General features: G+C 33.5%; 16 protein-coding genes, 2 tRNA genes, 3 rRNA genes and 1 pseudogene. 11 read left to right on the forward strand and 11 right to left on the reverse strand.

The annotated features are described in order from the left end of the window. Positions 1-612: 612 nt before the first annotated feature. The 9 genes from AJ886_RS05530 (at position 613) to dnaK (ending at position 11,436) form a co-directional block, all read left to right on the forward strand. A 16S ribosomal RNA gene (locus AJ886_RS05530) occupies positions 613-2,125 on the forward strand. 102 nt (positions 2,126-2,227) lie between these two features. Beyond that, positions 2,228-2,303: transfer RNA gene (locus tag AJ886_RS05535), tRNA-Ala, on the forward strand. A gap of 8 nt (positions 2,304-2,311) precedes the next feature. Further along, positions 2,312-2,388, forward strand: a tRNA-Ile gene (locus AJ886_RS05540). A 729-nt stretch (positions 2,389-3,117) separates the two neighbouring features. After that, positions 3,118-6,175 (forward strand): 23S ribosomal RNA (locus tag AJ886_RS05545). 295 nt (positions 6,176-6,470) lie between these two features. Next, positions 6,471-6,587: ribosomal RNA gene (gene rrf, locus AJ886_RS05550) — 5S ribosomal RNA — on the forward strand. The 16S, 23S and 5S rRNA genes sit together here with 2 tRNA genes alongside, the layout of an rRNA operon. A 246-nt stretch (positions 6,588-6,833) precedes the next feature. After that, complete coding sequence (locus AJ886_RS05555) at positions 6,834-8,015, forward strand: hypothetical protein (RefSeq protein WP_070233301.1); 1,182 nt, start codon at positions 6,834-6,836, stop codon at positions 8,013-8,015. A gap of 208 nt (positions 8,016-8,223) precedes the next feature. Continuing rightward, positions 8,224-9,015, forward strand: coding sequence for an HrcA family transcriptional regulator (locus tag AJ886_RS05560; protein ID WP_070275172.1), 792 nt, complete (start codon positions 8,224-8,226; stop codon positions 9,013-9,015). Beyond that, positions 9,012-9,542, forward strand: coding sequence for a nucleotide exchange factor GrpE (gene grpE / locus AJ886_RS05565; protein ID WP_002790452.1), 531 nt, complete (start codon positions 9,012-9,014; stop codon positions 9,540-9,542). The genes AJ886_RS05560 and grpE overlap by 4 nt, the downstream gene beginning before the upstream one ends. Positions 9,543-9,564: 22 nt before the next feature. Next, positions 9,565-11,436: a molecular chaperone DnaK gene (gene dnaK, locus AJ886_RS05570; protein ID WP_002861408.1), complete on the forward strand. Its 1,872-nt coding sequence runs from the start codon at positions 9,565-9,567 to the stop codon at positions 11,434-11,436. 57 nt (positions 11,437-11,493) lie between these two features. Here the strand turns inward: dnaK and AJ886_RS05575 are convergent, their stop codons facing one another. After that, a complete protein-coding gene (locus tag AJ886_RS05575; protein WP_250535418.1) occupies positions 11,494-12,321 on the reverse strand; it encodes a flagellar basal body-associated FliL family protein in 828 nt (275 codons plus the stop codon). A 119-nt stretch (positions 12,322-12,440) separates the two neighbouring features. Here AJ886_RS05575 and AJ886_RS05580 point away from each other — a divergent pair, with 119 nt between their 5' ends. Together AJ886_RS05580 and AJ886_RS05585 are read left to right on the forward strand one after the other, a co-directional pair. Continuing rightward, positions 12,441-13,451 (forward strand): MBL fold metallo-hydrolase, encoded by a 1,011-nt coding sequence (locus AJ886_RS05580; RefSeq protein ID WP_070287348.1) that lies wholly within the window; start codon positions 12,441-12,443, stop codon positions 13,449-13,451. 81 nt (positions 13,452-13,532) lie between these two features. Next, positions 13,533-13,874, forward strand: coding sequence for a cupin domain-containing protein (locus AJ886_RS05585; protein WP_044794551.1), 342 nt, complete (start codon positions 13,533-13,535; stop codon positions 13,872-13,874). Positions 13,875-13,896: 22 nt separating this feature from the next. Here AJ886_RS05585 and AJ886_RS05590 read toward each other — a convergent pair whose 3' ends face one another. The 10 genes and pseudogenes from AJ886_RS05590 to AJ886_RS05635 form a co-directional block, all read right to left on the reverse strand. After that, positions 13,897-15,063: a pyridoxal phosphate-dependent aminotransferase gene (locus AJ886_RS05590; RefSeq protein ID WP_070233305.1), complete on the reverse strand. Its 1,167-nt coding sequence runs from the start codon at positions 15,061-15,063 to the stop codon at positions 13,897-13,899. A 170-nt stretch (positions 15,064-15,233) separates the two neighbouring features. After that, entirely contained in the window at positions 15,234-15,872 is a 639-nt protein-coding gene (cysE, locus tag AJ886_RS05595; RefSeq protein WP_070233306.1) for a serine O-acetyltransferase, read from the reverse strand. Continuing rightward, on the reverse strand, positions 15,873-17,708 hold the full coding sequence (gene speA, locus AJ886_RS05600; RefSeq protein ID WP_032595244.1) for a biosynthetic arginine decarboxylase: 1,836 nt from the start codon (positions 17,706-17,708) through the stop codon (positions 15,873-15,875). Beyond that, positions 17,705-18,931, reverse strand: a complete 1,227-nt coding sequence (gene hisS / locus AJ886_RS05605) for a histidine--tRNA ligase (protein ID WP_070233307.1) — start codon at positions 18,929-18,931, stop codon at positions 17,705-17,707. The genes speA and hisS overlap by 4 nt, the downstream gene beginning before the upstream one ends. Beyond that, on the reverse strand, positions 18,928-19,506 hold the full coding sequence (gene tmk / locus AJ886_RS05610; RefSeq protein WP_070233308.1) for a dTMP kinase: 579 nt from the start codon (positions 19,504-19,506) through the stop codon (positions 18,928-18,930). Before tmk ends, hisS begins: the two co-directional genes overlap by 4 nt. Beyond that, positions 19,497-19,973, reverse strand: a complete 477-nt coding sequence (gene coaD / locus AJ886_RS05615; RefSeq protein ID WP_070287349.1) for a pantetheine-phosphate adenylyltransferase — start codon at positions 19,971-19,973, stop codon at positions 19,497-19,499. The genes tmk and coaD overlap by 10 nt, the downstream gene beginning before the upstream one ends. A gap of 39 nt (positions 19,974-20,012) precedes the next feature. Then, positions 20,013-20,576 carry a UbiX family flavin prenyltransferase gene (locus AJ886_RS05620; RefSeq protein ID WP_002871446.1) on the reverse strand — a complete coding sequence of 188 codons (564 nt, stop codon included), beginning with the start codon at positions 20,574-20,576 and terminating at the stop codon, positions 20,013-20,015. Then, positions 20,573-21,235, reverse strand: coding sequence for a flagellar basal body P-ring formation chaperone FlgA (gene flgA, locus AJ886_RS05625; protein WP_002852578.1), 663 nt, complete (start codon positions 21,233-21,235; stop codon positions 20,573-20,575). Before flgA ends, AJ886_RS05620 begins: the two co-directional genes overlap by 4 nt. An 83-nt stretch (positions 21,236-21,318) precedes the next feature. Beyond that, positions 21,319-22,095, reverse strand: coding sequence for a MetQ/NlpA family ABC transporter substrate-binding protein (locus AJ886_RS05630; RefSeq protein ID WP_070287350.1), 777 nt, complete (start codon positions 22,093-22,095; stop codon positions 21,319-21,321). A gap of 9 nt (positions 22,096-22,104) precedes the next feature. Further along, positions 22,105-22,876: pseudogene (locus AJ886_RS05635) on the reverse strand (MetQ/NlpA family ABC transporter substrate-binding protein). Positions 22,877-22,917: the final 41 nt, after the last annotated feature.

Consider the following 22,917-nt stretch of genomic DNA (forward strand, 5'->3'; position numbering starts at 1 on the left):
AACCCACCAAATACTTATATAAATACTTACACAAATATTTATATTGTTTAATCCCTCTTTAAGTTTAATTGGTTATACTTTCATTTCCTTTTTTGAAAAAAGGACTTAAAATCTTTTAAATTATAAAGTTTCATTAGCTTACGTAGATTTTATAAATTAACTTTATTTTAGATTTTTTAAGTTTTTAAATTATTTGAGTTTTTAACTTTCTTAATTTTTTAATTTAAAGCTAAAAAGTTTTATTTATAAATCTTAGTTTTTTAATTTAAAAACTTTTCTTTTAAAAATGATTTTTTGTTTTGTTCTTTTAACTTAGTATTGTTATTCAAATCTTATTAGTCAATCTTTGAAATCTAAATAAGTGATCGATTGAGCCAGAAAGATTTAGGCATAAGCAATTATGTAAAATCTATTCAATCTAATTTAAAAAGATTAAAAGCTTTTCTTTTAATCTTTTATAACTTTTTCTTTGAAGAAAAAGATTAAACTATCTATAAAAGTAATAAGGTTTATCTCTTTAATACAATCTAAGTAGTTTATCTATTAGGTTGGCGGGGTAGGCCTTTAGCTTGCTTCTTAGTCAAGGCTTTGCCTTGATGCTAAAGAAGGTTTATTATGGAGAGTTTGATCCTGGCTCAGAGTGAACGCTGGCGGCGTGCCTAATACATGCAAGTCGAACGATGAAGCTTCTAGCTTGCTAGAAGTGGATTAGTGGCGCACGGGTGAGTAAGGTATAGTTAATCTGCCCTACACAAGAGGACAACAGTTGGAAACGACTGCTAATACTCTATACTCCTGCTTAACACAAGTTGAGTAGGGAAAGTTTTTCGGTGTAGGATGAGACTATATAGTATCAGCTAGTTGGTAAGGTAATGGCTTACCAAGGCTATGACGCTTAACTGGTCTGAGAGGATGATCAGTCACACTGGAACTGAGACACGGTCCAGACTCCTACGGGAGGCAGCAGTAGGGAATATTGCGCAATGGGGGAAACCCTGACGCAGCAACGCCGCGTGGAGGATGACACTTTTCGGAGCGTAAACTCCTTTTCTTAGGGAAGAATTCTGACGGTACCTAAGGAATAAGCACCGGCTAACTCCGTGCCAGCAGCCGCGGTAATACGGAGGGTGCAAGCGTTACTCGGAATCACTGGGCGTAAAGGGCGCGTAGGCGGATTATCAAGTCTCTTGTGAAATCTAATGGCTTAACCATTAAACTGCTTGGGAAACTGATAGTCTAGAGTGAGGGAGAGGCAGATGGAATTGGTGGTGTAGGGGTAAAATCCGTAGATATCACCAAGAATACCCATTGCGAAGGCGATCTGCTGGAACTCAACTGACGCTAAGGCGCGAAAGCGTGGGGAGCAAACAGGATTAGATACCCTGGTAGTCCACGCCCTAAACGATGTACACTAGTTGTTGGGGTGCTAGTCATCTCAGTAATGCAGCTAACGCATTAAGTGTACCGCCTGGGGAGTACGGTCGCAAGATTAAAACTCAAAGGAATAGACGGGGACCCGCACAAGCGGTGGAGCATGTGGTTTAATTCGAAGATACGCGAAGAACCTTACCTGGGCTTGATATCCTAAGAACCTTATAGAGATATGAGGGTGCTAGCTTGCTAGAACTTAGAGACAGGTGCTGCACGGCTGTCGTCAGCTCGTGTCGTGAGATGTTGGGTTAAGTCCCGCAACGAGCGCAACCCACGTATTTAGTTGCTAACGGTTCGGCCGAGCACTCTAAATAGACTGCCTTCGTAAGGAGGAGGAAGGTGTGGACGACGTCAAGTCATCATGGCCCTTATGCCCAGGGCGACACACGTGCTACAATGGCATATACAATGAGACGCAATACCGCGAGGTGGAGCAAATCTATAAAATATGTCCCAGTTCGGATTGTTCTCTGCAACTCGAGAGCATGAAGCCGGAATCGCTAGTAATCGTAGATCAGCCATGCTACGGTGAATACGTTCCCGGGTCTTGTACTCACCGCCCGTCACACCATGGGAGTTGATTTCACTCGAAGCCGGAATACTAAACTAGTTACCGTCCACAGTGGAATCAGCGACTGGGGTGAAGTCGTAACAAGGTAACCGTAGGAGAACCTGCGGTTGGATCACCTCCTTTCTAGAGTACAAAGTAATAAGTCTCACCACTATTACTTCAATATATAAACTCAATTGATTCTTGTTTAGATTTCAAAGATTGATGATAAAGCTAATTGTTTATGGGGAATTAGCTCAGCTGGGAGAGCGCCTGCTTTGCACGCAGGAGGTCAGCGGTTCGATCCCGCTATTCTCCACCATTTATTAAGGGCCTATAGCTCAGCTGGTTAGAGTGCACCCCTGATAAGGGTGAGGTCACAAGTTCAAGTCTTGTTAGGCCCACCATAAAAAAGATTTGAATAAAAAAGCTTTAAAATCTAAAGCAAGTATATAAAGTAGATTAAATATAAAATATAAACTCTATACTTAGATTTATTTTTATCTTTAGCTATAAAAGAATATACTTTAAATAGATATAAGTAGCATATACATTATGTATTTATATTTATAATGATTATATTAATATATATATATACTTCCTTTAGGTTTTAAACCTAAATGTTCTTTTTAATTATCATTGTTAAGAGTCACAAGCAAGTTTTAATAAAAACAATTTTACAGGACTTGTTAAAGGATAAAACCTATTTATCTTTTCTTTGGTTTAACTTATATCTTTTAATTATCTTTATTTCTATAATAAAGAGAATATTAGATTTAAGATTTGTAAATTAAAGACAAGTTTCAAACTCACAGCTTAGTTAAGACTAAATCATTTAGTTCTATATTAAGTGTTTGAATGCTTTCCGTCTTAAGATAAAGAAGTCTTATCATAAAAACTTTAACAAGGAAGTGATGCGTTTTAGAATCAATAAAAAAGGTAGAAGTTAGGTTATATCTAACTTTTATGCAAATTGTTTTTTTAGCGATTAAGAATTGAAGCTTTATCTACATTAATTTTTTAATGAATGTTTAGTTTATTTCGTTTTAAGCCTAATATCTTTTAGGTTGGCGGGGTAGGCCTTTAGCTTTGGTTCTTTAGGATGAGCTTTGCTCATCTGCTAAAAGAACATCAAAAGGTAAGCTACTAAGAGCGAATGGTGGATGCCTTGACTGGTAAAGGCGATGAAGGACGTACTAGACTGCGATAAGCTACGGGGAGCTGTCAAGAAGCTTTGATCCGTAGATTTCCGAATGGGGCAACCCAATGTATAGAGATATACATTACCTATATAGGAGCGAACGAGGGGAATTGAAACATCTTAGTACCCTCAGGAAAAGAAATCAATAGAGATTGCGTCAGTAGCGGCGAGCGAAAGCGCAAGAGGGCAAACCCAGTGCTTGCACTGGGGGTTGTAGGACTGCAATGTGCAAGAGCTGAGTTTAGCAGAACATTCTGGAAAGTATAGCCATAGAGGGTGATAGTCCCGTATGCGAAAAACAAAGCTTAGCTAGCAGTATCCTGAGTAGGGCGGGACACGAGGAATCCTGTCTGAATCTGGGTCGACCACGATCCAACCCTAAATACTAATACCAGATCGATAGTGCACAAGTACCGTGAGGGAAAGGTGAAAAGAACTGAGGTGATCAGAGTGAAATAGAACCTGAAACCATTTGCTTATAATCATTCAGAGCACTATGTAGCAATACAGTGTGATGGACTGCCTTTTGCATAATGAGCCTGCGAGTTGTGGTGTCTGGCAAGGTTAAGCAAACGCGAAGCCGTAGCGAAAGCGAGTCTGAATAGGGCGCTTAGTCAGATGCTGCAGACCCGAAACGAAGTGATCTATCCATGAGCAAGTTGAAGCTAGTGTAAGAACTAGTGGAGGACTGAACCCATAGGCGTTGAAAAGCCCCGGGATGACTTGTGGATAGGGGTGAAAGGCCAATCAAACTTCGTGATAGCTGGTTCTCTCCGAAATATATTTAGGTATAGCGTTGTGTCGTAATATAAGGGGGTAGAGCACTGAATGGGCTAGGGCATACACCAATGTACCAAACCCTATCAAACTCCGAATACCTTATATGTAATCACAGCAGTCAGGCGGCGAGTGATAAAATCCGTCGTCAAGAGGGAAACAACCCAGACTACCAGCTAAGGTCCCTAAATCTTACTTAAGTGGAAAACGATGTGAAGTTACTTAAACAACCAGGAGGTTGGCTTAGAAGCAGCCATCCTTTAAAGAAAGCGTAATAGCTCACTGGTCTAGTGATTTTGCGCGGAAAATATAACGGGGCTAAAGTAAGTACCGAAGCTGTAGACTTGCACACAACTTAGATTATTTAAGTTGAGAATATAAAAAACTAAGTTATATGTTTTAAGTTATATTTTTACTGATTTTTATAGAGTAAAGATAGAAATAAAACTTAGTAAAATCAATAAAAATATTCTTAGGCTAAAGTTAAGTAGTTTAAGTTGTGTGCAAGTGGTAGGAGAGCGTTCTATTTGCGTCGAAGGTATACCGGTAAGGAGTGCTGGAGCGAATAGAAGTGAGCATGCAGGCATGAGTAGCGATAATTAATGTGAGAATCATTAACGCCGTAAACCCAAGGTTTCCTACGCGATGCTCGTCATCGTAGGGTTAGTCGGGTCCTAAGTCGAGTCCGAAAGGGGTAGACGATGGCAAATTGGTTAATATTCCAATACCAACATTAGTGTGCGATGGAAGGACGCTTAGGGCTAAGGGGGCTAGCGGATGGAAGTGCTAGTCTAAGGTCGTAGGAGCTTATACAGGCAAATCCGTATAAGAACACTCCGAGAACTGAAAGGCTTTTTGAAATCTTCGGATGGATAGAAGAACCCCTGATGCCGTCGAGCCAAGAAAAGTTTCTAAGTTTAGCTAATGTTGCCCGTACCGTAAACCGACACAGGTGGGTGGGATGAGTATTCTAAGGCGCGTGGAAGAACTCTCTTTAAGGAACTCTGCAAAATAGCACCGTATCTTCGGTATAAGGTGTGGTTAGCTTCGTACTAGGATTTACTCCGAAAGCGAAGAAACTTACAACAAAGAGTCCCTCCCGACTGTTTACCAAAAACACAGCACTCTGCTAACTCGTAAGAGGATGTATAGGGTGTGACGCCTGCCCGGTGCTCGAAGGTTAATTGATGGGGTTAGCATTAGCGAAGCTCTTGATCGAAGCCCGAGTAAACGGCGGCCGTAACTATAACGGTCCTAAGGTAGCGAAATTCCTTGTCGGTTAAATACCGACCTGCATGAATGGCGTAACGAGATGGGAGCTGTCTCAAAGAGGGATCCAGTGAAATTGTAGTGGAGGTGAAAATTCCTCCTACCCGCGGCAAGACGGAAAGACCCCGTGGACCTTTACTACAGCTTGACACTGCTACTTGGATAAGAATGTGCAGGATAGGTGGGAGGCTTTGAGTATATGACGCCAGTTGTATATGAGCCGTTGTTGAGATACCACTCTTTCTTATTTGGGTAGCTAACCAGCTTGAGTTATCCTCAAGTGGGACAATGTCTGGTGGGTAGTTTGACTGGGGCGGTCGCCTCCCAAATAATAACGGAGGCTTACAAAGGTTGGCTCAGAACGGTTGGAAATCGTTCGTAGAGTATAAAGGTATAAGCCAGCTTAACTGCAAGACATACAAGTCAAGCAGAGACGAAAGTCGGTCTTAGTGATCCGGTGGTTCTGTGTGGAAGGGCCATCGCTCAAAGGATAAAAGGTACCCCGGGGATAACAGGCTGATCTCCCCCAAGAGCTCACATCGACGGGGAGGTTTGGCACCTCGATGTCGGCTCATCGCATCCTGGGGCTGGAGCAGGTCCCAAGGGTATGGCTGTTCGCCATTTAAAGCGGTACGCGAGCTGGGTTCAGAACGTCGTGAGACAGTTCGGTCCCTATCTGCCGTGGGCGTAAGAAGATTGAAGAGATTTGACCCTAGTACGAGAGGACCGGGTTGAACAAACCACTGGTGTAGCTGTTGTTCTGCCAAGAGCATCGCAGCGTAGCTAAGTTTGGAAAGGATAAACGCTGAAAGCATCTAAGCGTGAAGCCAACTCTAAGATGAATCTTCTCTAAGCTCTCTAGAAGACTACTAGTTTGATAGGCTGGGTGTGTAATGGATGAAAGTCCTTTAGCTGACCAGTACTAATAGAGCGTTTGGCTTATCTTTAATAAAGCATCACTTCCTTGTTAAGGTTTTTATAAAGCTTTGAATGTTTTATATGAAATATTTATATAAACATTATGTTTTTAAGCTAATAAAATCTTTCAAGTAAAGTTTATATTAGAACTTGCTCTTAACATTGTTTTTTAAGTATTCTATATAAAAACTTATCAAAGATAAAAGATAAGTAAAGAAGAAAGAAAAACAAAAGAAGAAAGAGAATAAAGAAAAAAGTAAAGAAATAAAAAGATTAAGCTTTATTTTTTAAATTCAATCTTTCAAAGAATATTTAAATAACAATGTCCGTGATTATACAGATGTGGAAACGCCTTGCTCCATCCCGAACCAAGAAGCTAAGCACATCGTGGGTGATGATACTACGCCTTACTGGCAGGGGGAAAGTAGCTCATTGCGGACTTGTTAAATGTCTTCATTACTTACTTTATATATAAATCCTATGTTTATTTTTATTGTTGTTTTAGATGACACTTAGAATAGTGTTTAAAAAAGAGTTTGTTGCTGGTTAGGGTTTTTAGAGAGAATAGGGTGTTTTTAGGGGTTTGGAAAATAATAGAGGATAAAATTTAAAATTTTATAAGTTAAAATTAAATAAAATATATTAGCAATATTTTTGAAAAGATGTCGAAAATTTGAAGGCATCAAAATGGATTTTATAAAATTTCTTAATCATTTTCAACCCATATCTAAATCTTCTCAGCAAGCTAGTGTATACAAATCTTTTAAGTTGAATTTAAAACCAAATATTCTTAATGAAAAAGACGAAAATTCCTCTTCATTTCAAGAGCAAAAAACAGATGTAGCTCAAACTATGCTTCAAAGATTAGAAGATGAAAAAGTTTTCAATCAAAAGGTAAGTGATAAAGTAAAAAAAGCTGAAAGAGGTATGACTACTATATATTTTAGAGATCCTATTACAAATAAACTCGTTCGTAGTGCTTTAAGTTCAACAGCTATTAATAAAATGGGGATTGAATTTGACAAAGAAGATATGACTAAAAGACTTGATGGATCATATATATTAAGTGGAAAAGCTGAAAATTTCGTGTCTGGATGGTATGCTGATATAGCATATACTAGAGCTTATGTGGCTAGTGATAGAAATAATGATGGATATTTAGAAGATTATGAACTTGAAGATACGAAAAGTGGTTTTGTAGCACAGGAAACAAATTTAGGACTTTTTGTGCAATCTTATACACAATTAAATGGTAGCGTGGATACTCTATTTGGTTTTGAAAAAGATTTTAGAGAAATGCGCCCAGATGATACCAAGGATACAGATTATGCTGGTAGAACTATAGGTTTAGAGCTTGATAAAATGATAAGAAAAGATGGAGATTTTAATGGGAAGCTTAGTTTTAGCGAAACTGGCATGCAAGCAGTAAAAACCAAAGCTCCAAATTCTGGATGGACTGAAAGTGTAGGTATGTTAACTTTAACTAAATTTAATCAAACTAATACAATAGAAATTAAAGATATCTTGGATAAATTAGGTAAAGGTGTAAAATATGATGATTTAAGTGAAGATGAAAAATCTCTACTTAAAATGCAATTATCTGATAAAATTTTTGATGAAGTTGAAGATAAAGAAACTGGTAATAAAAAACTTGTTTTTAATCTGGATAAATTTAAAATTTTCTATGAAGGTTTTGTTGATTTATTCAAACAAAGAAGTGCAAAAATGCTAGGTTTAAAACCTGAAGATGCAACTAAACTTAATTATAACAATCTTAGTGAAATTGTCAACGAAATGAAGCAAACTTATTTTGATACAAATTCTACAAGTTATGGAAAAATAGCTGATTTAATTAAAATTTGGGCTTAGTTTTTATAATTATCTTGTAAAGTGTATTGTTATTTTTTATTTTGATATATTGTATTTTTATAAAAAATAACTAATAAAAGTTTAGTCATATAGACTAAATAAAATTAAGTATATTTTTTTATATTTATACTTGACAAAATAACACTCAATGTTGTATAATACTTCTAGCAATCAAAAAATAGAGTGCTAAAAATTTAAGGAAAGAGCTATGAAAAGCCGAGATAAAAAGGATTTGATTTTAGATTCTATCATCCAAACTTATCTTTTGGATAATGTTCCTATTGGTTCAAATGAATTAAATTTAAATCTTTGTATCCCTGCTTCAACTATACGCGTCTATCTTAAAAGACTTAGCGACGAAGGGTTGATCACTCAGCTTCATATAAGTAGCGGTAGAATTCCTACTATTTTGACAATGCAAAATTATTGGCAAAGTTTTTGGAAAAAAGAACAAGATCAAGATATCAATATCAAAAGTGAGAATTTTTTAAAAGAGTTGAGTAAAGAATTTGAAATTTATTGTCTTGTTTATGGTGGTAGAAGCTTAGTACTTAAAGAAGCGCTTGATCTAAATGCTAAGTTTATAGTGCTTGATTTTAAAGAAGAAGAGCTCGTTTTAAAATATGAAAAAGAAGCATGGAATTTTTTACAAAGTCTTATAGGATTAGATCTTTTTAGTATAGAAAAAATAGCTTTGAGAGTTCATTTTATGGATCTTGTAGAAAAAATAGCTAGCTTAAGACAAAATTTGATTTGCTATAGAAGTAATGAAGAAAGAGCTTATCAAATTTATCAAAATGATGAATTTGTTAAGCTCTTAGATTGCGGAGTTCATCGTTATTTTAAAGAAAGTCTTGAATTTGAACCTTTATTTAAAGAAGGTTTTATGGGGCTTAAGGTGGATGCGCAGTTTTTGGGCGAAGATGTAAATATTATCTTAGCAGGTAGTGTTTATACGGATTATAAAAAAATATTACAATACATAAAGGAGGCGGCGTGAGCGAGCAAAAGCAAGAATTTGAAAACGAAAACGCAGAAAATTCTGAACATTTGCAAGATGAGAATTTGCAAAATATCGAAGATGTTGAGCAAAACAAATTGCAAAAAGACTATGATGAATTAAAAGACAAATATATGCGTGCAAACGCTGAATTTGAAAATATTAAAAAAAGAATGGAAAAAGAAAAGCTAAGCGCTATGGCTTATGCAAATGAAAGTTTTGCAAAGGATTTGCTTGATGTTTTAGATGCTTTAGAAGCAGCTATCAATGTCGAATGCCATGATGAAATTAGCTTAAAAATCAAAGAAGGAGTGCAAAACACTTTAGATTTGTTTCTTAAAAAACTTGAAAAGCATGGAGTGGCTCTTATTAAAGAAGAAAAAGAGTTCGATCCAAATTTACATGAGGCAATGTTTCATGTAGATAGTGAAAATCATCAAAGTGGTGAAGTGGTTACCGTGCTTCAAAAAGGCTATAAAATAGCCGATCGCGTAATCCGCCCAACTAAAGTTAGTGTAGCAAAATAAATTTTAATAAAAAGGATAAAAAATGAGTAAAGTTATAGGTATAGATTTAGGAACAACCAATTCTTGTGTTGCTGTGTATGAACGTGGTGAGAGTAAAGTAATCCCAAATAAAGAAGGTAAAAATACAACTCCTTCTGTGGTAGCTTTTACAGATAAAGGCGAGGTTTTAGTAGGAGATAGTGCAAAACGCCAAGCGGTGACTAACCCTGAAAAAACTATTTATTCTATTAAAAGAATTATGGGTTTGATGATCAATGAAGACGCGGCTAAAGAAGCTAAAACAAGACTTCCTTATCATATCACTGAAAGAAATGGTGCTTGTGCGATTGAGATCGCAGGTAAAATTTATACTCCGCAAGAAATTTCAGCAAAAGTTTTAATGAAACTAAAAGAAGATGCTGAAGCTTTCTTAGGCGAGAGTGTTGTAGATGCGGTTATTACTGTGCCTGCATATTTTAACGATGCGCAAAGAAAAGCGACAAAAGAAGCAGGAACAATAGCAGGACTTAATGTATTAAGAATTATCAACGAGCCTACTTCAGCAGCTCTAGCTTATGGACTTGATAAAAAAGATAGTGAAAAAATCGTGGTTTATGATCTAGGTGGGGGAACTTTTGACGTTACCGTGCTTGAAACTGGCGATAATGTAGTAGAAGTTTTAGCAACGGGTGGTAATGCTTTCTTAGGTGGCGATGATTTTGATAATAAACTTATAGATTTTCTAGCTAATGAATTTAAAGATGAAACAGGCATAGATCTTAAAAATGATGTTATGGCTTTACAACGCTTGAAAGAAGCAGCGGAAAATGCTAAAAAAGAATTAAGCTCAGCTAATGAAACTGAAATTAATTTACCATTTATCACAGCAGATGCAAGTGGGCCAAAACATTTGGTTAAAAAACTTACTAGAGCTAAATTTGAAGGTATGATTGATTCTTTAGTGGCTGAAACCATCACTAAAATCAATGAAGTAGTAAGTGACGCAGGGCTTAAAAAAGATGAGATTAAAGAAATTGTTATGGTAGGAGGCTCTACTCGTGTTCCTTTAGTGCAAGAAGAAGTGAAAAAAGCCTTTAATAAAGATCTTAACAAGTCTGTAAATCCTGATGAAGTTGTAGCTATTGGTGCGGCGATTCAAGGTGCGGTTATAAAAGGCGATGTTAAAGATGTGCTTTTACTTGATGTTACTCCGCTCTCTTTGGGTATAGAAACTCTAGGCGGGGTAATGACTAAGATTATCGAAAAAGGTACAACTATTCCAACTAAAAAAGAGCAAGTTTTCTCAACCGCTGAAGATAATCAAAGTGCTGTAACTATCAATGTTTTACAAGGGGAAAGAGAATTTAGTCGTGATAATAAATCTTTAGGAAATTTTAATCTTGAAGGAATTCCACCAGCACCACGCGGTATGCCACAAATCGAAGTTACTTTTGATATCGATGCAAATGGTATTTTAACTGTTAGTGCAAAAGATAAAGCAACAGGTAAGGCTCAAGAGATCAAAATCACAGGTTCAAGCGGACTTAGCGAAGAAGAAATTAACAACATGGTAAAAGATGCTGAACTTCACAAAGAAGAAGATAAAAAACGCAAAGAAGCTGTAGATGCTAGAAATGCAGCTGATAGCTTGGCTCATCAAGTAGAAAAATCTTTAAGTGAGTTGGGTGAAAAAGTTGCCACTGCTGATAAAGAAAATATCCAAAAGGCTCTTGATGATTTGCGCGAGACCTTGAAAAATCAAAATGCAAGCAAAGAAGAGATTGAAAGCAAAATGAAAGCTTTAAGTGAAGTTTCTCATAAGTTAGCTGAAAATATGTATAAAAAAGATGAGCCAAATGCAGCGAACGATAAAAAGAAAAAAGATGACGATGTAATCGACGCTGAAGTTGAGTAATCTTTCAAAATCTTCATTCAAGCCTTTTTAAAAGGCTTGAAAATTTTTTAAAAATTTTTAGGAAATGACAAAATCTTTAAAATATAATCCTTTTATTAGCTTACTACCTAATTTTTCATTGATTTTTTTAAGCAATTCTCTTTGAAGTTCTAATTTAAAATCAGATAATTCATTTTCTTGTATTTCTTTTGCTAGAATGGTTTGAATAATGATATCTCTAATAACAGGCAAAATTCTTGTAAAATTTTCTGAAGAAATCTTACCTGTTAATTCCAAATCAATAGCACAATGTATATATTTTTGTCTGCCAGATTGTGATAGGTTAAGAGTAAAAGGTTCTAGGGAATAAAAATAGTTTGTATGAAAGCTATACGAAGAATTTTCTTGTCTTATATTTTTAGAAGATTTATTAAGTAAAAAGTAGGTGATAAAAACAATGCAAGATAAAATACATATAAATAAAAAAATAATCAATACTTCCAGTGGTTTTAGTATTTTTTTCTTGGTGTTTTTTTCTTTTGAAATAAAATTGAAATTATGTGGATTATTTTTAAAATTAACAATATTTTGTTTGAGCTTTGGCAAATCATAGCGAATAAGGTTTGTTACGATATTTAAATCCATAGCTTGACTATTATGAGCCGCAATATTTCTACTTTTTGAGAGTCTTTTCATATCTTCTTCGCGAAAAATTACCATAACTTCAGTATCTTCGCTATCTTGAATATTTTTTATTGTTTCTTTAATATTGATTAGGGACATGAAAATAGCTTTTTGTTTGGTTTCATTTTTTAAAGCTTGCACAAGTTCGCCTTTAGTTTGTTCAAATATAAAATCAATTTCTTGAATTATTTTGTCTAATTTATATAAATTCTCTTTTTGCATCATTTTACCTAGTATTTAATTTACTTATTTTAACACAAGCAAACTAAAAACTTAGCAATAAAATAAAATTAGTCTAAAAACTTTTTAGATATAATCTTGATAAACATAAAAGGAAAAATTTGAATTTATCATTTAAAACCTTTGATATTTCTAATGCGCAACGATCAAAAGCTAAAAAAGTGCAGGGTAGAAAATATGAATTTTTTCTTAATGAAAACGAGCAAAGTTTTATAACTCCTAAAGTGTCTTTTAAAGAAATTTTGAGGTATTATTATCTTTACCCAAAAAACGCCATTCCTTCTTTTAAATTGCCTTTTTTTAAGCCTGATTTGAGTGATTTTAGCACCTCGCATATTGCTTGGCTTGGACATTCTTCGCTTTTTATAAGTTTTAAAGAATATAAAATTTTGATTGATCCTATTTTTAACACTCATGCTTCGCCTATTTTTTTTATCAACAAGGCTTTTAAAAATGCTCCTGTTTATAATGTAAATGATTTTAATAAAATTTTTACTGTGATTATCACGCATTCGCATTTTGATCATTTAGATGCTAAGAGTGTAAAAGCTTTAAAAGATAAGGCTAAAATTTTTATTACTCCTTTAAAAGTGGGAAATTATCTAAAAAGTTATGGGGTGAGTGAGAAAAAAATCATAGAGCTTGATTGGTGGAGTGGAATAGAATTTGATGATTTAAAAATCATTGCAACACCTGCACAACACAGTTCAAGTAGGGGAGATGGTAAAAACAAAACCCTTTGGGCTTCTTTTGTGATGGAATTTTTAAGTGTAGGTAAGAGAGTGTTTTTTAGTGCAGATGGAGGGTATTTTACACATTTTAAAAAAATAGGTGAGTATTTTGGAGGTTTTGACTTAGCTTGTCTTGAAAGTGGACAGTTTAATATCGCTTGGCCATATTCGCACTCTTTTCCTGAGCAAATTTTAAAAGAAGCAAAAGATCTTAATGCAAAAGCTGTCATGCCTATACATTGGGGGAGATTTTTAGCAGGAACTCACGCGTGGAATGAAGTAGTAAAATTTCTTTATAAAAATTTAGATTTACCCCTTATCACACCAAAAATGGGCGAGGCTTATGAAATAAGGGCTAAATTTAAACAGGATTTTTGGTGAAAAGAAGGATAAATTAACACAAGTTTATAATCTATATTTTGGTTTTTGCTATAGTTTTATAAAACTAAAAAAGGAGATTTTGTGAAAATTATTCAATGGAATAGGGCGGAATTTAGCCCAAAAGAAGTAAAAATCAATGTTTTAATTGACAATGAAAAAGGTAAAGAAATTCAAATTTTATTAGCTAAAGATAGTGTGATGAAAGAGCATAAAGCTCCTTTTGCTATACATATTCAAGTTTTAAGCGGTAAAATTTGGTTTGAAGTGGAAAAGGAAAAATTTGAATTAAATGCTTTAGATATGATAAGCCTAGAGGCAAATGTAGCGCATTCTTTAGGTGGATTAGAAAATTCTATAATAAGATTGAGTTTAAATAAATCAGATAGTATTCAAAGAGTAAATGCTGTGCTTAAAAAGCCTTAAAGTAATTTTAAGGCTTTAGGGCTTAATAAGAAGCAATGAAATTTGCTATTCTTTCTAAACCTTTTTCGATGAGTTCATCGCTTGTGGCATAAGAAAGTCTAAAGTATCCATCCGTGCCAAAACCTATGCCTGGAACAACGGCAACTTTTTCTTGTTCAAGTAATTTTTGGCAAAATTTCATAGAATCTTTTTCTATTTTTTGTATATTTACAAAAAGATAAAAAGCACCTTCTGGTTTATAAACACTGATATTTGGGATTTGTTTAAGCATATCTAAAGCTAAGTTACGGCGTTTTTCAAAGGCTTGACGCATTTTTTCTATATCTTTATCACATTTTCCATTTAAAGCAGGAATGGCTGCATGTTGAGTAATGGAGCAAATATTTGAAGTGCTTTGTCCTTGAAGTCTTTTAACAGCTGAAATTAGGGCTTTATTTTTGCTTGCCATATAGCCAAAACGCCATCCTGGCATAGCTCCACATTTACTAAGTCCGTTAATGGTCACAGTGCGTTTTAAAGCGTCTTCGCTTACACTTGCAAAAGCTACAAAATCAAAACCATCATAGCGAAGTTTTTCATACATTTCATCACTTAAAACAGTAATTTGCGTTCCTTCTAGAATTTTAGCAATTTGAGTTAATTCTTCTTTAGAATAAATCGATCCCACAGGATTTGAAGGAGAATTTAGCATTAAAACCTTGGTTTTAGCTGTGATAGCTTTTTTTAATTGTTCAGCGGTAATTTTAAAGCCATTTTCTTCTAAGCCTTCTATAAATACAGGTTTTCCACCTGCAAATTTTACCATTTCAGGATAGCTTACCCAGTAAGGACTAGGGATAATGACTTCATCATCTTTTTCTACTAAACATTCTATACATTCAAAAAGAGAGTGTTTTGCGCCTACATTGGTGATAATTTCGCTTGTTTCATAATCAAGATTATTATCTTTTTTAAATTTGATTTGAATAGCTTTTAATACTTCAGGAATTCCCGCAACAGCAGTGTATTTTCCACATCCTTTTTCAATAGCACTTATAGCGGCATTTTTGATGGTTTGCGGTGTGTCAAAATCAGGTTCGCCTGCTGAAAAACTAATGATATCCTCGCCTTTAGCTTTAAGTTCATTGGCAAGTGCGGTGATAGCTAAAGTGATAGATTCTTCTAAAACTTGAGATCTTTTTGTAAGCATTTTTCAATCCTTAATAATTTTTGTTTAATTTTAGCAGAAAATTGCATTTTTGTAATAAATTTAATTTAAAAATGAGTTATAAAATTCAATAAATGTGAAAATTTGTATTAATTTTTAGGAAAAATTAATACGCATAATAATACATATAATTTTATGTATTATAAAAATTATTATTTTTGTGATTCAGGTCGTTTTAATATAAGATTTTCAAGTTCTAAAATTTTATTTTCTAGCTTTTCTAATTTATCATCGCAATTTGCATCTATGGCTCTAATGTTTTTATTTTTACGCTCTTCGATAATATAAGCAGGAATTCCAACGGCAGTTAAATTTGCACCTACATCTTTAACCACTACAGCATTTGAGCCTATTTTGGCATTTTCTCCTATGGTGATATTGCCAAGTATTTTTGCGCCTGAACCTATGATCACTCCTTTTTTTATGGTTGGATGACGTTTAGTGCCTTTTTCAAGACTTGTTCCGCCTAAAGTAACGCCTTGATAAATCAAAACATCATCTTCTATGATTGCTGTTTGGCCTATAACCACTCCATTGGCATGATCTATAAAAACACGCCTTCCAAGTTCTGCACCAGGGTGTAAATCTACTCCAGTTAAAAATTGGGAAATTCCGCTAATCATTCTAGCAATGCGTTTAAAATTTCTTATGTAAAAAAAATGTGCAAAGCGGTAATTTACTACAGCCCATACTCCAGGGTAATTAAAAAAAAGTTCTATAGAAGAATTAAAAGCTGGATCTTGCACCTTTGGTTGAGAAAAATCTTCTTTTATAATACCCCAAAAATTCATCTAAACTCCTATGCTTTTTAAATAACCATTATCATTTAAGAAAAGATAAAGTTCACCTAAAATATGCTTTTTTTGCTTGTCATTGACAAGCTTAGAATTACTTATGCGTTCATTAAGTATATCCATGATAGCGTGTATATCATAGTCTAAATCTTCTAAGGCATCAAGTATGGATTGTGCTTCTATAATCCCCTCAACTTCATAGCCTTTTTCATTGATACTTATAATAGCTTCAGTGGGATGAGTAAAAAGATTGTGTTTCATTCCAAGTACTTCTTGATAGGCACCTACAAGAAAAAACCCTAGAAAATAATTTTCTTTTTCTACATCTACATCGTGTAAAAATAAAGGTTTATCTTTAGAATATGAAATTTCTCCATCGCTATCGCAGGTTATATCCCAAATACTTGCACTTCGAGTCGGTTCTTCATCTAAGCGATCAAGGGGCATGATGGGGAAATTCTGTTCTAAGCCCCAAAAATCGGGTATGCTTTGAAAGAGTGAAAAATTTACCAAATACCTTTCTTGCACTTCATCTTGTATGGCAAGTAAATCCGCAGGATTTTGTTTATCGCCTAAAAGCAAGATGGCTTTTTTCGTAATCAAATGAGTTAAAATTTCAGCATTGGAACGATCTTGTAAATCCACATAGCCCAAATCAAAAAGAGTTAGAATACTCTCTAAATGATCTATGCTATCGTGCAAGTATTCTAAAGCATTGGAAGGTTTTATGCTTTTATAAAGATCATAAAGCTCATCGATAAGTTTTGGATTTTGTTTTTTAAGTATGAGTTTGTTTTCTGCGTATTCTTGAGAAAAAAGTTCTAATACAGGAGCGATTAAAACAGCATGATTGGCTGCTACAAAACGTCCGCTTTCTATGAAAATATCAGGCTCTAAATCTTTTTTTTGTTCAGCTATATTTTTTAGGATAAAAACTACATCGTTAGCGTATTCCCTTAAGGTATAATTTCTACTTTTTTCATTTTTAAATTGTGAGTATTCCACAGCTAAACCGCCACCAAGATTGATAGCTTTTAGATTTTTAGCTCCCATTTTTCTAAGTTCTGTGTAAATATTTCCTGCTTCGTTTAAGGCTTTTTTTAAAGGATGAATTTCGGTAATTTGTGAGCCTAGATGAAAGTGAATCATGGTAAATTGTTCTAAAAGTTTGTTTTCTTTGAGTAAATTTACTGCTTCTATGAGTTCAGTGGATGTAAGTCCAAATTTAGAATTAATCCCACCGCTTTTTGCCCAAATTCCAACTCCAGCAGAATGCAAACGCACACGTAAGCCTATATTTGGTTTGGGTTTAAAGCGTTCTTTGGCTATGTCTATGATAGCTTCAAGTTCATTAAGTCCTTCTATGGTTAAAGTGATATTATGTCCCATTTCAGCTGCGATAAAGCCTATATTGATAAGTTCTCTATCTTTAAAGCCATTTACTGTAATAGGTGCACCTTCATTATTATAAGCCATAGCGAGTAAAAGCTCTGCTTTAGAACCTGCTTCAAGTCCGTAGTTATAGTCTTTTCCAAGCTTTACAAGATTTTTTACAAAACCAGGGTATTGATTTACCTTTAAAGGATAAACAGCGTTAAATCCTCCTTTATAGCCAAATTCTTTTCTTGCTTTATTGAAATTTCCGTAAATATTTTCAATTTGTTTTTGAATAAGATGAGGAAATCTTAAAAGTAAAGGTCCCTTGTATCCATCATCTCTTAATTCTTTAACTATATCAATAATAGCAGGTTTTTTCTCATGATTGATACAAACTTTACCATTTTTGATAATGAAATTTTCATTTCCCCAAATATCAATACCATAATCCATTATAAAACCTTCTTTAAGTCTGAAATTTTAATCATTTTTTCTTCTTTTTTTGCTAAATTTTTATAAAACAAACTTTCATTTTGTGCTTCATTTTCTCCCATACAAAGAAAAATTTCAGCATTATTTTTATCCGCGTTTTCAAGATGTTTAGCTAGTTTTCTTGCTTCATAGCTTAAAAGCACTTTATGTTCTTTTCTTAAATTTGTAGCGATATGCAAAAGTTTTTGGATATAAATTTCATCCATAGCACAAAGATAAATTCCTTCTCTTTGAACCTTTTCTTCTTTTTGTTCTAAAATAGCTATAATTCTTTCTATACCCATGGCAAAACCTACACCAAAACCACTTTTTCCATCAAGGTATTCAATAAGTCTATCATATCTTCCGCCCCCAGCAATAGCAGCTTTTGCACCAATTTCATCGCTAATGAATTCAAAAGCCGTTTTAGAGTAGTAATCAAGCCCTCTAACAAGTTTAGAATCCACTTCAAAATCCACTCCGTTTTCTTTTAAAACGCTTTGTAAAATTTCAAAGTCTTTTTGGCAAGATGAGCATAAATTTTGATTTAAAAGCGGAACATCATTAAGTAAGCTTTGACAATGCTCATTTTTACAGTCTAAAACACGAATGGGATTTAAGTTTTTTCTACGCAAACAATCCTCGCAAAAACCTTTTTTGCTATCTAAAAAATGTATCAAATTTTCACGATATTTTGGCATACATTCTAAACAACCTAAAGAGTTAATCAGTAGTCTAAATTTAATATCTAAGCGTGAAAAAATTTCTACTAACATTAAAATAATACTTGCATCTTCATAAACGCTTGCGTTTCCAAAACTTTCAACGCCAAATTGATGAAATTCTCTTAAGCGTCCCTTTTGGGGTCTTTCATAGCGGAACATGGAACCATGATAAAACCATCTTTTCACACTAGTGTTTTTATCGAGTTTTTTTTCTATATAGGCACGCACCACCCCAGCAGTTCCTTCAGGACGCATGCAAACATGATTTTCGCCTTTATCGATAAATTCATACATTTCTTTGCCTACTATATCAGAACTTTCTCCTACGCTTCTTTTAAAAAGGGTGCAAAGTTCTAAATGCGGTGTGTTGATAAAAGTAAAGCTATAGTTTTTAGCTACTTCTTCACAGATTTTAATCACTTTTTCATAATAATATGCATCTTTATCTAATAAATCTTTCATTCCTTTTAAAGCGTTAATCATTGTAAAAATTCCTTTATTTGTTGGTGTAATTTTTCTTTACTTTCTTTTGCGTCAAGTGTTAAAATTTCTATAGAAATTTTTTCTTTTAAAAAATAAAGCACTTTTTCGAGTTTATCTTGTATGCTTAAAAAATACTCAATGCCACGTTTTTCTATGCTATCTAGTTCTTTTTGACTGAGACGTTCTTGGATAAGGTTTACATCTCCTTTTAAAAAGATAATTTTTTGTGGAAAAAAATTTTCTAAAGCAAAACTATTTAAAGCAAAAAGCAAATCGTTTTCAAAATCTTTGGCATAAGCCATGCCTGAAATAAAACTTCTATCGCTAATAATGAGTTTGTTTTGATTGGTTTTTAAGATTTCTTCAAAATGTTGAGCACGATCAGCTAAAAAAAGCAAGAGTTCAGCTCTTTTGCTAATAGGATGAGTTTTATTAAGTAAAATTTCTCTTAAATGTTTTCCAAGTTCTGTTCCGCCAGGTTCGAGTGTGAAAATGGCGTCTTTATAAATTTCTTTTAAAAGTGAAATTTGCGTACTTTTTCCTACGCAGTCAATACCTTCAAAAACTACATACAAGATTGATCCTTTAAAAAAGGTAGAATTTCTTTTGGAACAAGAGAACTTACATCACCCCCATGTGCTACTATAGAGCGAACAATAGAACTTGAAATAAAAGCATGTTTTAGACTTGGCATAAGATAAATGGTTTCCATATCTTCCCAAAGTGCGTGATTTGCATAGTCAATTTGCAATTCGTATTCAAAATCACTCACCGCTCTAAGTCCACGGATTATAGTATTAACTTTTAATTCTTTGGCTAAATCTACAAGTAAATTATCAAAAGCAATGATTTTAACATTTTTTAAATTTTGTGTTGCAAGCAGGGCTAGTTCTTTGCGTTTTTCTAAATCATAGCAAGGTTTTTTATGTTCACTTTTTGCTATGGCAACGATGACTTCATCAAAAATTTTTAAAGCTCGTTTGATAACATCCAAATGTCCGTTGGTAATAGGATCAAAAGTCCCAGGATATAAACAAGTCATTTTTGCTCCAATTTTTTTTAAAAATATAACAAATTTAAACTAAAAATTTTGCCATTTTTCATATAAATTGTGTTTTATTTCTAAAAGATCTAGCCATTTACCTACGATAAAATTTTCCATTTGTTCTAGATTGTTTGCTTTAGAATAACTTGCGATAATAGGAGGTGCGATAATAACTCCCATTTGGCTAAGTTTTAACATATGTTCTAAATTTAAAGTAGAAAAAGGCATTTCACGTACGCCTAAGATGAGTTTTTTTCTTTCTTTTAAGGCCACTGCTGCAGCACGCATTAAAAGAGTGTCTGCAAAACCAGCGTGAATTTTTGCTAAACTTGAAATCGAACAAGGAGCAATGATAGTTTTTTCTATTCCAAAAGATCCACTTGCTACACTTAGACTTAAATTTTTATCATCTAAAAAATGAGTGTATTTAAAATTTTCTTGACAAATTTCTTCTAAATTTGCTTCATTTTCAGCTTTGAAACTAAGTTTTGCACCTTGAGTTAAAATACAATAAAGTTCGCATTGATTTTCTAAATTTTTTAATAATTTTAAGCCTAAATTGACACTGCTTGAACCAGAAATTCCTAATAAAACCTTCATTGTATAATCATCCTATTTTTACCCACTACGATGCCTTGCATAACTTTACCTTCTTTGTTTTTTGCACGAATCCTTTCGCCCATATTTGCACTTTGCAAAGCCACAAGTTCGATTAAAACATCAACATTTGCTTCACTTAAAACTCCGATTATAGGATCATTTCGGCGTATTAAAGCTGTGGTTTTAAACATATTTGCTCTTAAAATGGCGTTTTTGTTAATATTGCTTTTAGCTACAAGATTATCTACATCATCTAAGGTTAAGGCATTTAAAGGAACTTTATCAAAATCAATCAATACGCTTTTATAGTCAAAAGCTCCAAGTTTATCTCCTCTTTTTATAGCGCGTTCGCTTTTTAAAACTTCTAAATTTGCTTGAATGAAATATCTAAAAAATACATTTTTTTGTATATTTTGCGGAGTTTTAAATTCAGCCCTTAAAAAGCCTTGTGCTTGATTAAAACGCCCATTAGCGATTCTTAGAAATTCATATTGATCAAAATCTTTAGGCAATGATGTTATTTTTAAATCAATTTGAGAAATTATAATTTTAGGAAAATTATTTCTAAATTCTTTAGCTAGTGCTGTTTTGATTTCTTCTAAACTAGCTGCTTGGATATAATTTATCACAATAAAAAAAGTTAAAAAAATAATTTTCATTTTTATCCTAAGAATTATAATGCAATAAATAGTATTTTAGCTTTTATAAGTTTAACAAAGCCTTTAGAAGGCTTTGTATAGAGTTAAAAAGTAGGGATAACAGAGCCTTTATATTTTTCTATGATAAAATTTTTAATTTTATTGCTTGTTAAAATTTCTTTAATAACAAGACTTTTTTGACTTGTTTCTTCACCTTTTCTTGCAGCTAAAACAATAGCATATAAACTATCTTTATCTTCTATAAAAATACCATCTTTTAAAGGGTTTAAACCTGCTCCAAGAGCATAGTTTGTGGTAATAACAGCCAAATCAGTATCATTTAGGGCTCTTGGAAGTTGTGCGGCTTTAAGCTCTATAAATTTAAGTTTTTTTGGATTTTTACTTATGTCAATAGGGGTTTTAAGGGTGTTTTGACTTTTAAATTCTATTAAATTTGCTTTAGCTAGTAAATCAAGGGCTCTGCTTTCATTGGTAGCATCATTAGGTATAGCGATTTTAGCACCATTAGGAATGTCTTTTATATCTTTTATGGAGTTAGAATATATAGCCATAGGAACTAAAACAATAGCACCTAAAGAACTTAAATTTGTTCCTTTGTGGGTATTAAAATCATCTAAAAAAGGTTTATGCTGATATAAATTTGCATCTAAATCTTTCTCATTTAAAGCGATATTAGGTATATTATAGTCATTAAATTCCTTAACTATCAACCTCCAACCTTTTTCTTGAAATAAGGGTTTAGAGAAATTTAAAATTTCAGCATAAGGCGTTGGTGTTGCACCTATGATTATGGTTTTATCTGCCCCAAAACTAAGGCTAATTGTAAATAAAACACTTAAAAATATTTTTTTAATATTCATGCTATACTCCTAAAAAGCTGGGATTAATATATCTTTATAATGTTCATTAATGATGGCTTTAAATTTATCGCTTCTTAAAATTTCATCAATTACTTTGGTCTTTTCGCTATTTTTATCTTCTGAGCGTACCACAACATAATTTACATAAGGGCTATTTTTATCTTCCCTAAAAATAGTATCTTTACTTGGATTCAGACCGGCTCCAAGTGCGAAATTAGAATTAATTATAGCAATATCAACATCATCTAAAGCTCTTGGAAGTTGTGCGGCTTTAAGTTCTATAAATTTAAGTTTTTTTTGGATTTTTGTTTATGTCCAATGGGGTTTTTAGAGTATTTTTGTTAAGCTCTATTAATTTTGCTTTCTCTAAAAGCTCTAAAGCTCTGCTTTCATTGGTCGCATCATTAGGTATAGCAACTCTAGCATCTTCTTTAAGATTTTCTAAATTTTTGATTTTTTTACTATAAACTCCTACTGGAGCTATAAGTACAGGCGTTGTTGCAATTAAATTTGAACCTTTTTTTAGGTTGTATTCTTCTAAAAAAGGTTTGTGTTGATATAAATTTGCATCAAGTTCTTTTTCCTCTAATGCACGATTGGGCAAAATATAGTCTGAAAATTCTACTATTTTAAGCTCATACCCTTTGTTTTTAAAATCATCTTTCATTAGTTCTAGTAAGCTACCAAAAGGATTTGGAGTGGCTCCTATAGTAATGTTTTGTGCAAATAGGCTAGATAAATTTAGAATGCAAGCGAGTATAATAATTTTAAATAAATTCATAAAAACTCCTTTGTATTTAAAAAAAAGTCCCTAGGTAAGGG

Origin of the sequence: Campylobacter sp. BCW_6465, assembly GCF_001762815.1 — a bacterium.
Lineage (GTDB): Bacteria > Campylobacterota > Campylobacteria > Campylobacterales > Campylobacteraceae > Campylobacter_D > Campylobacter_D jejuni.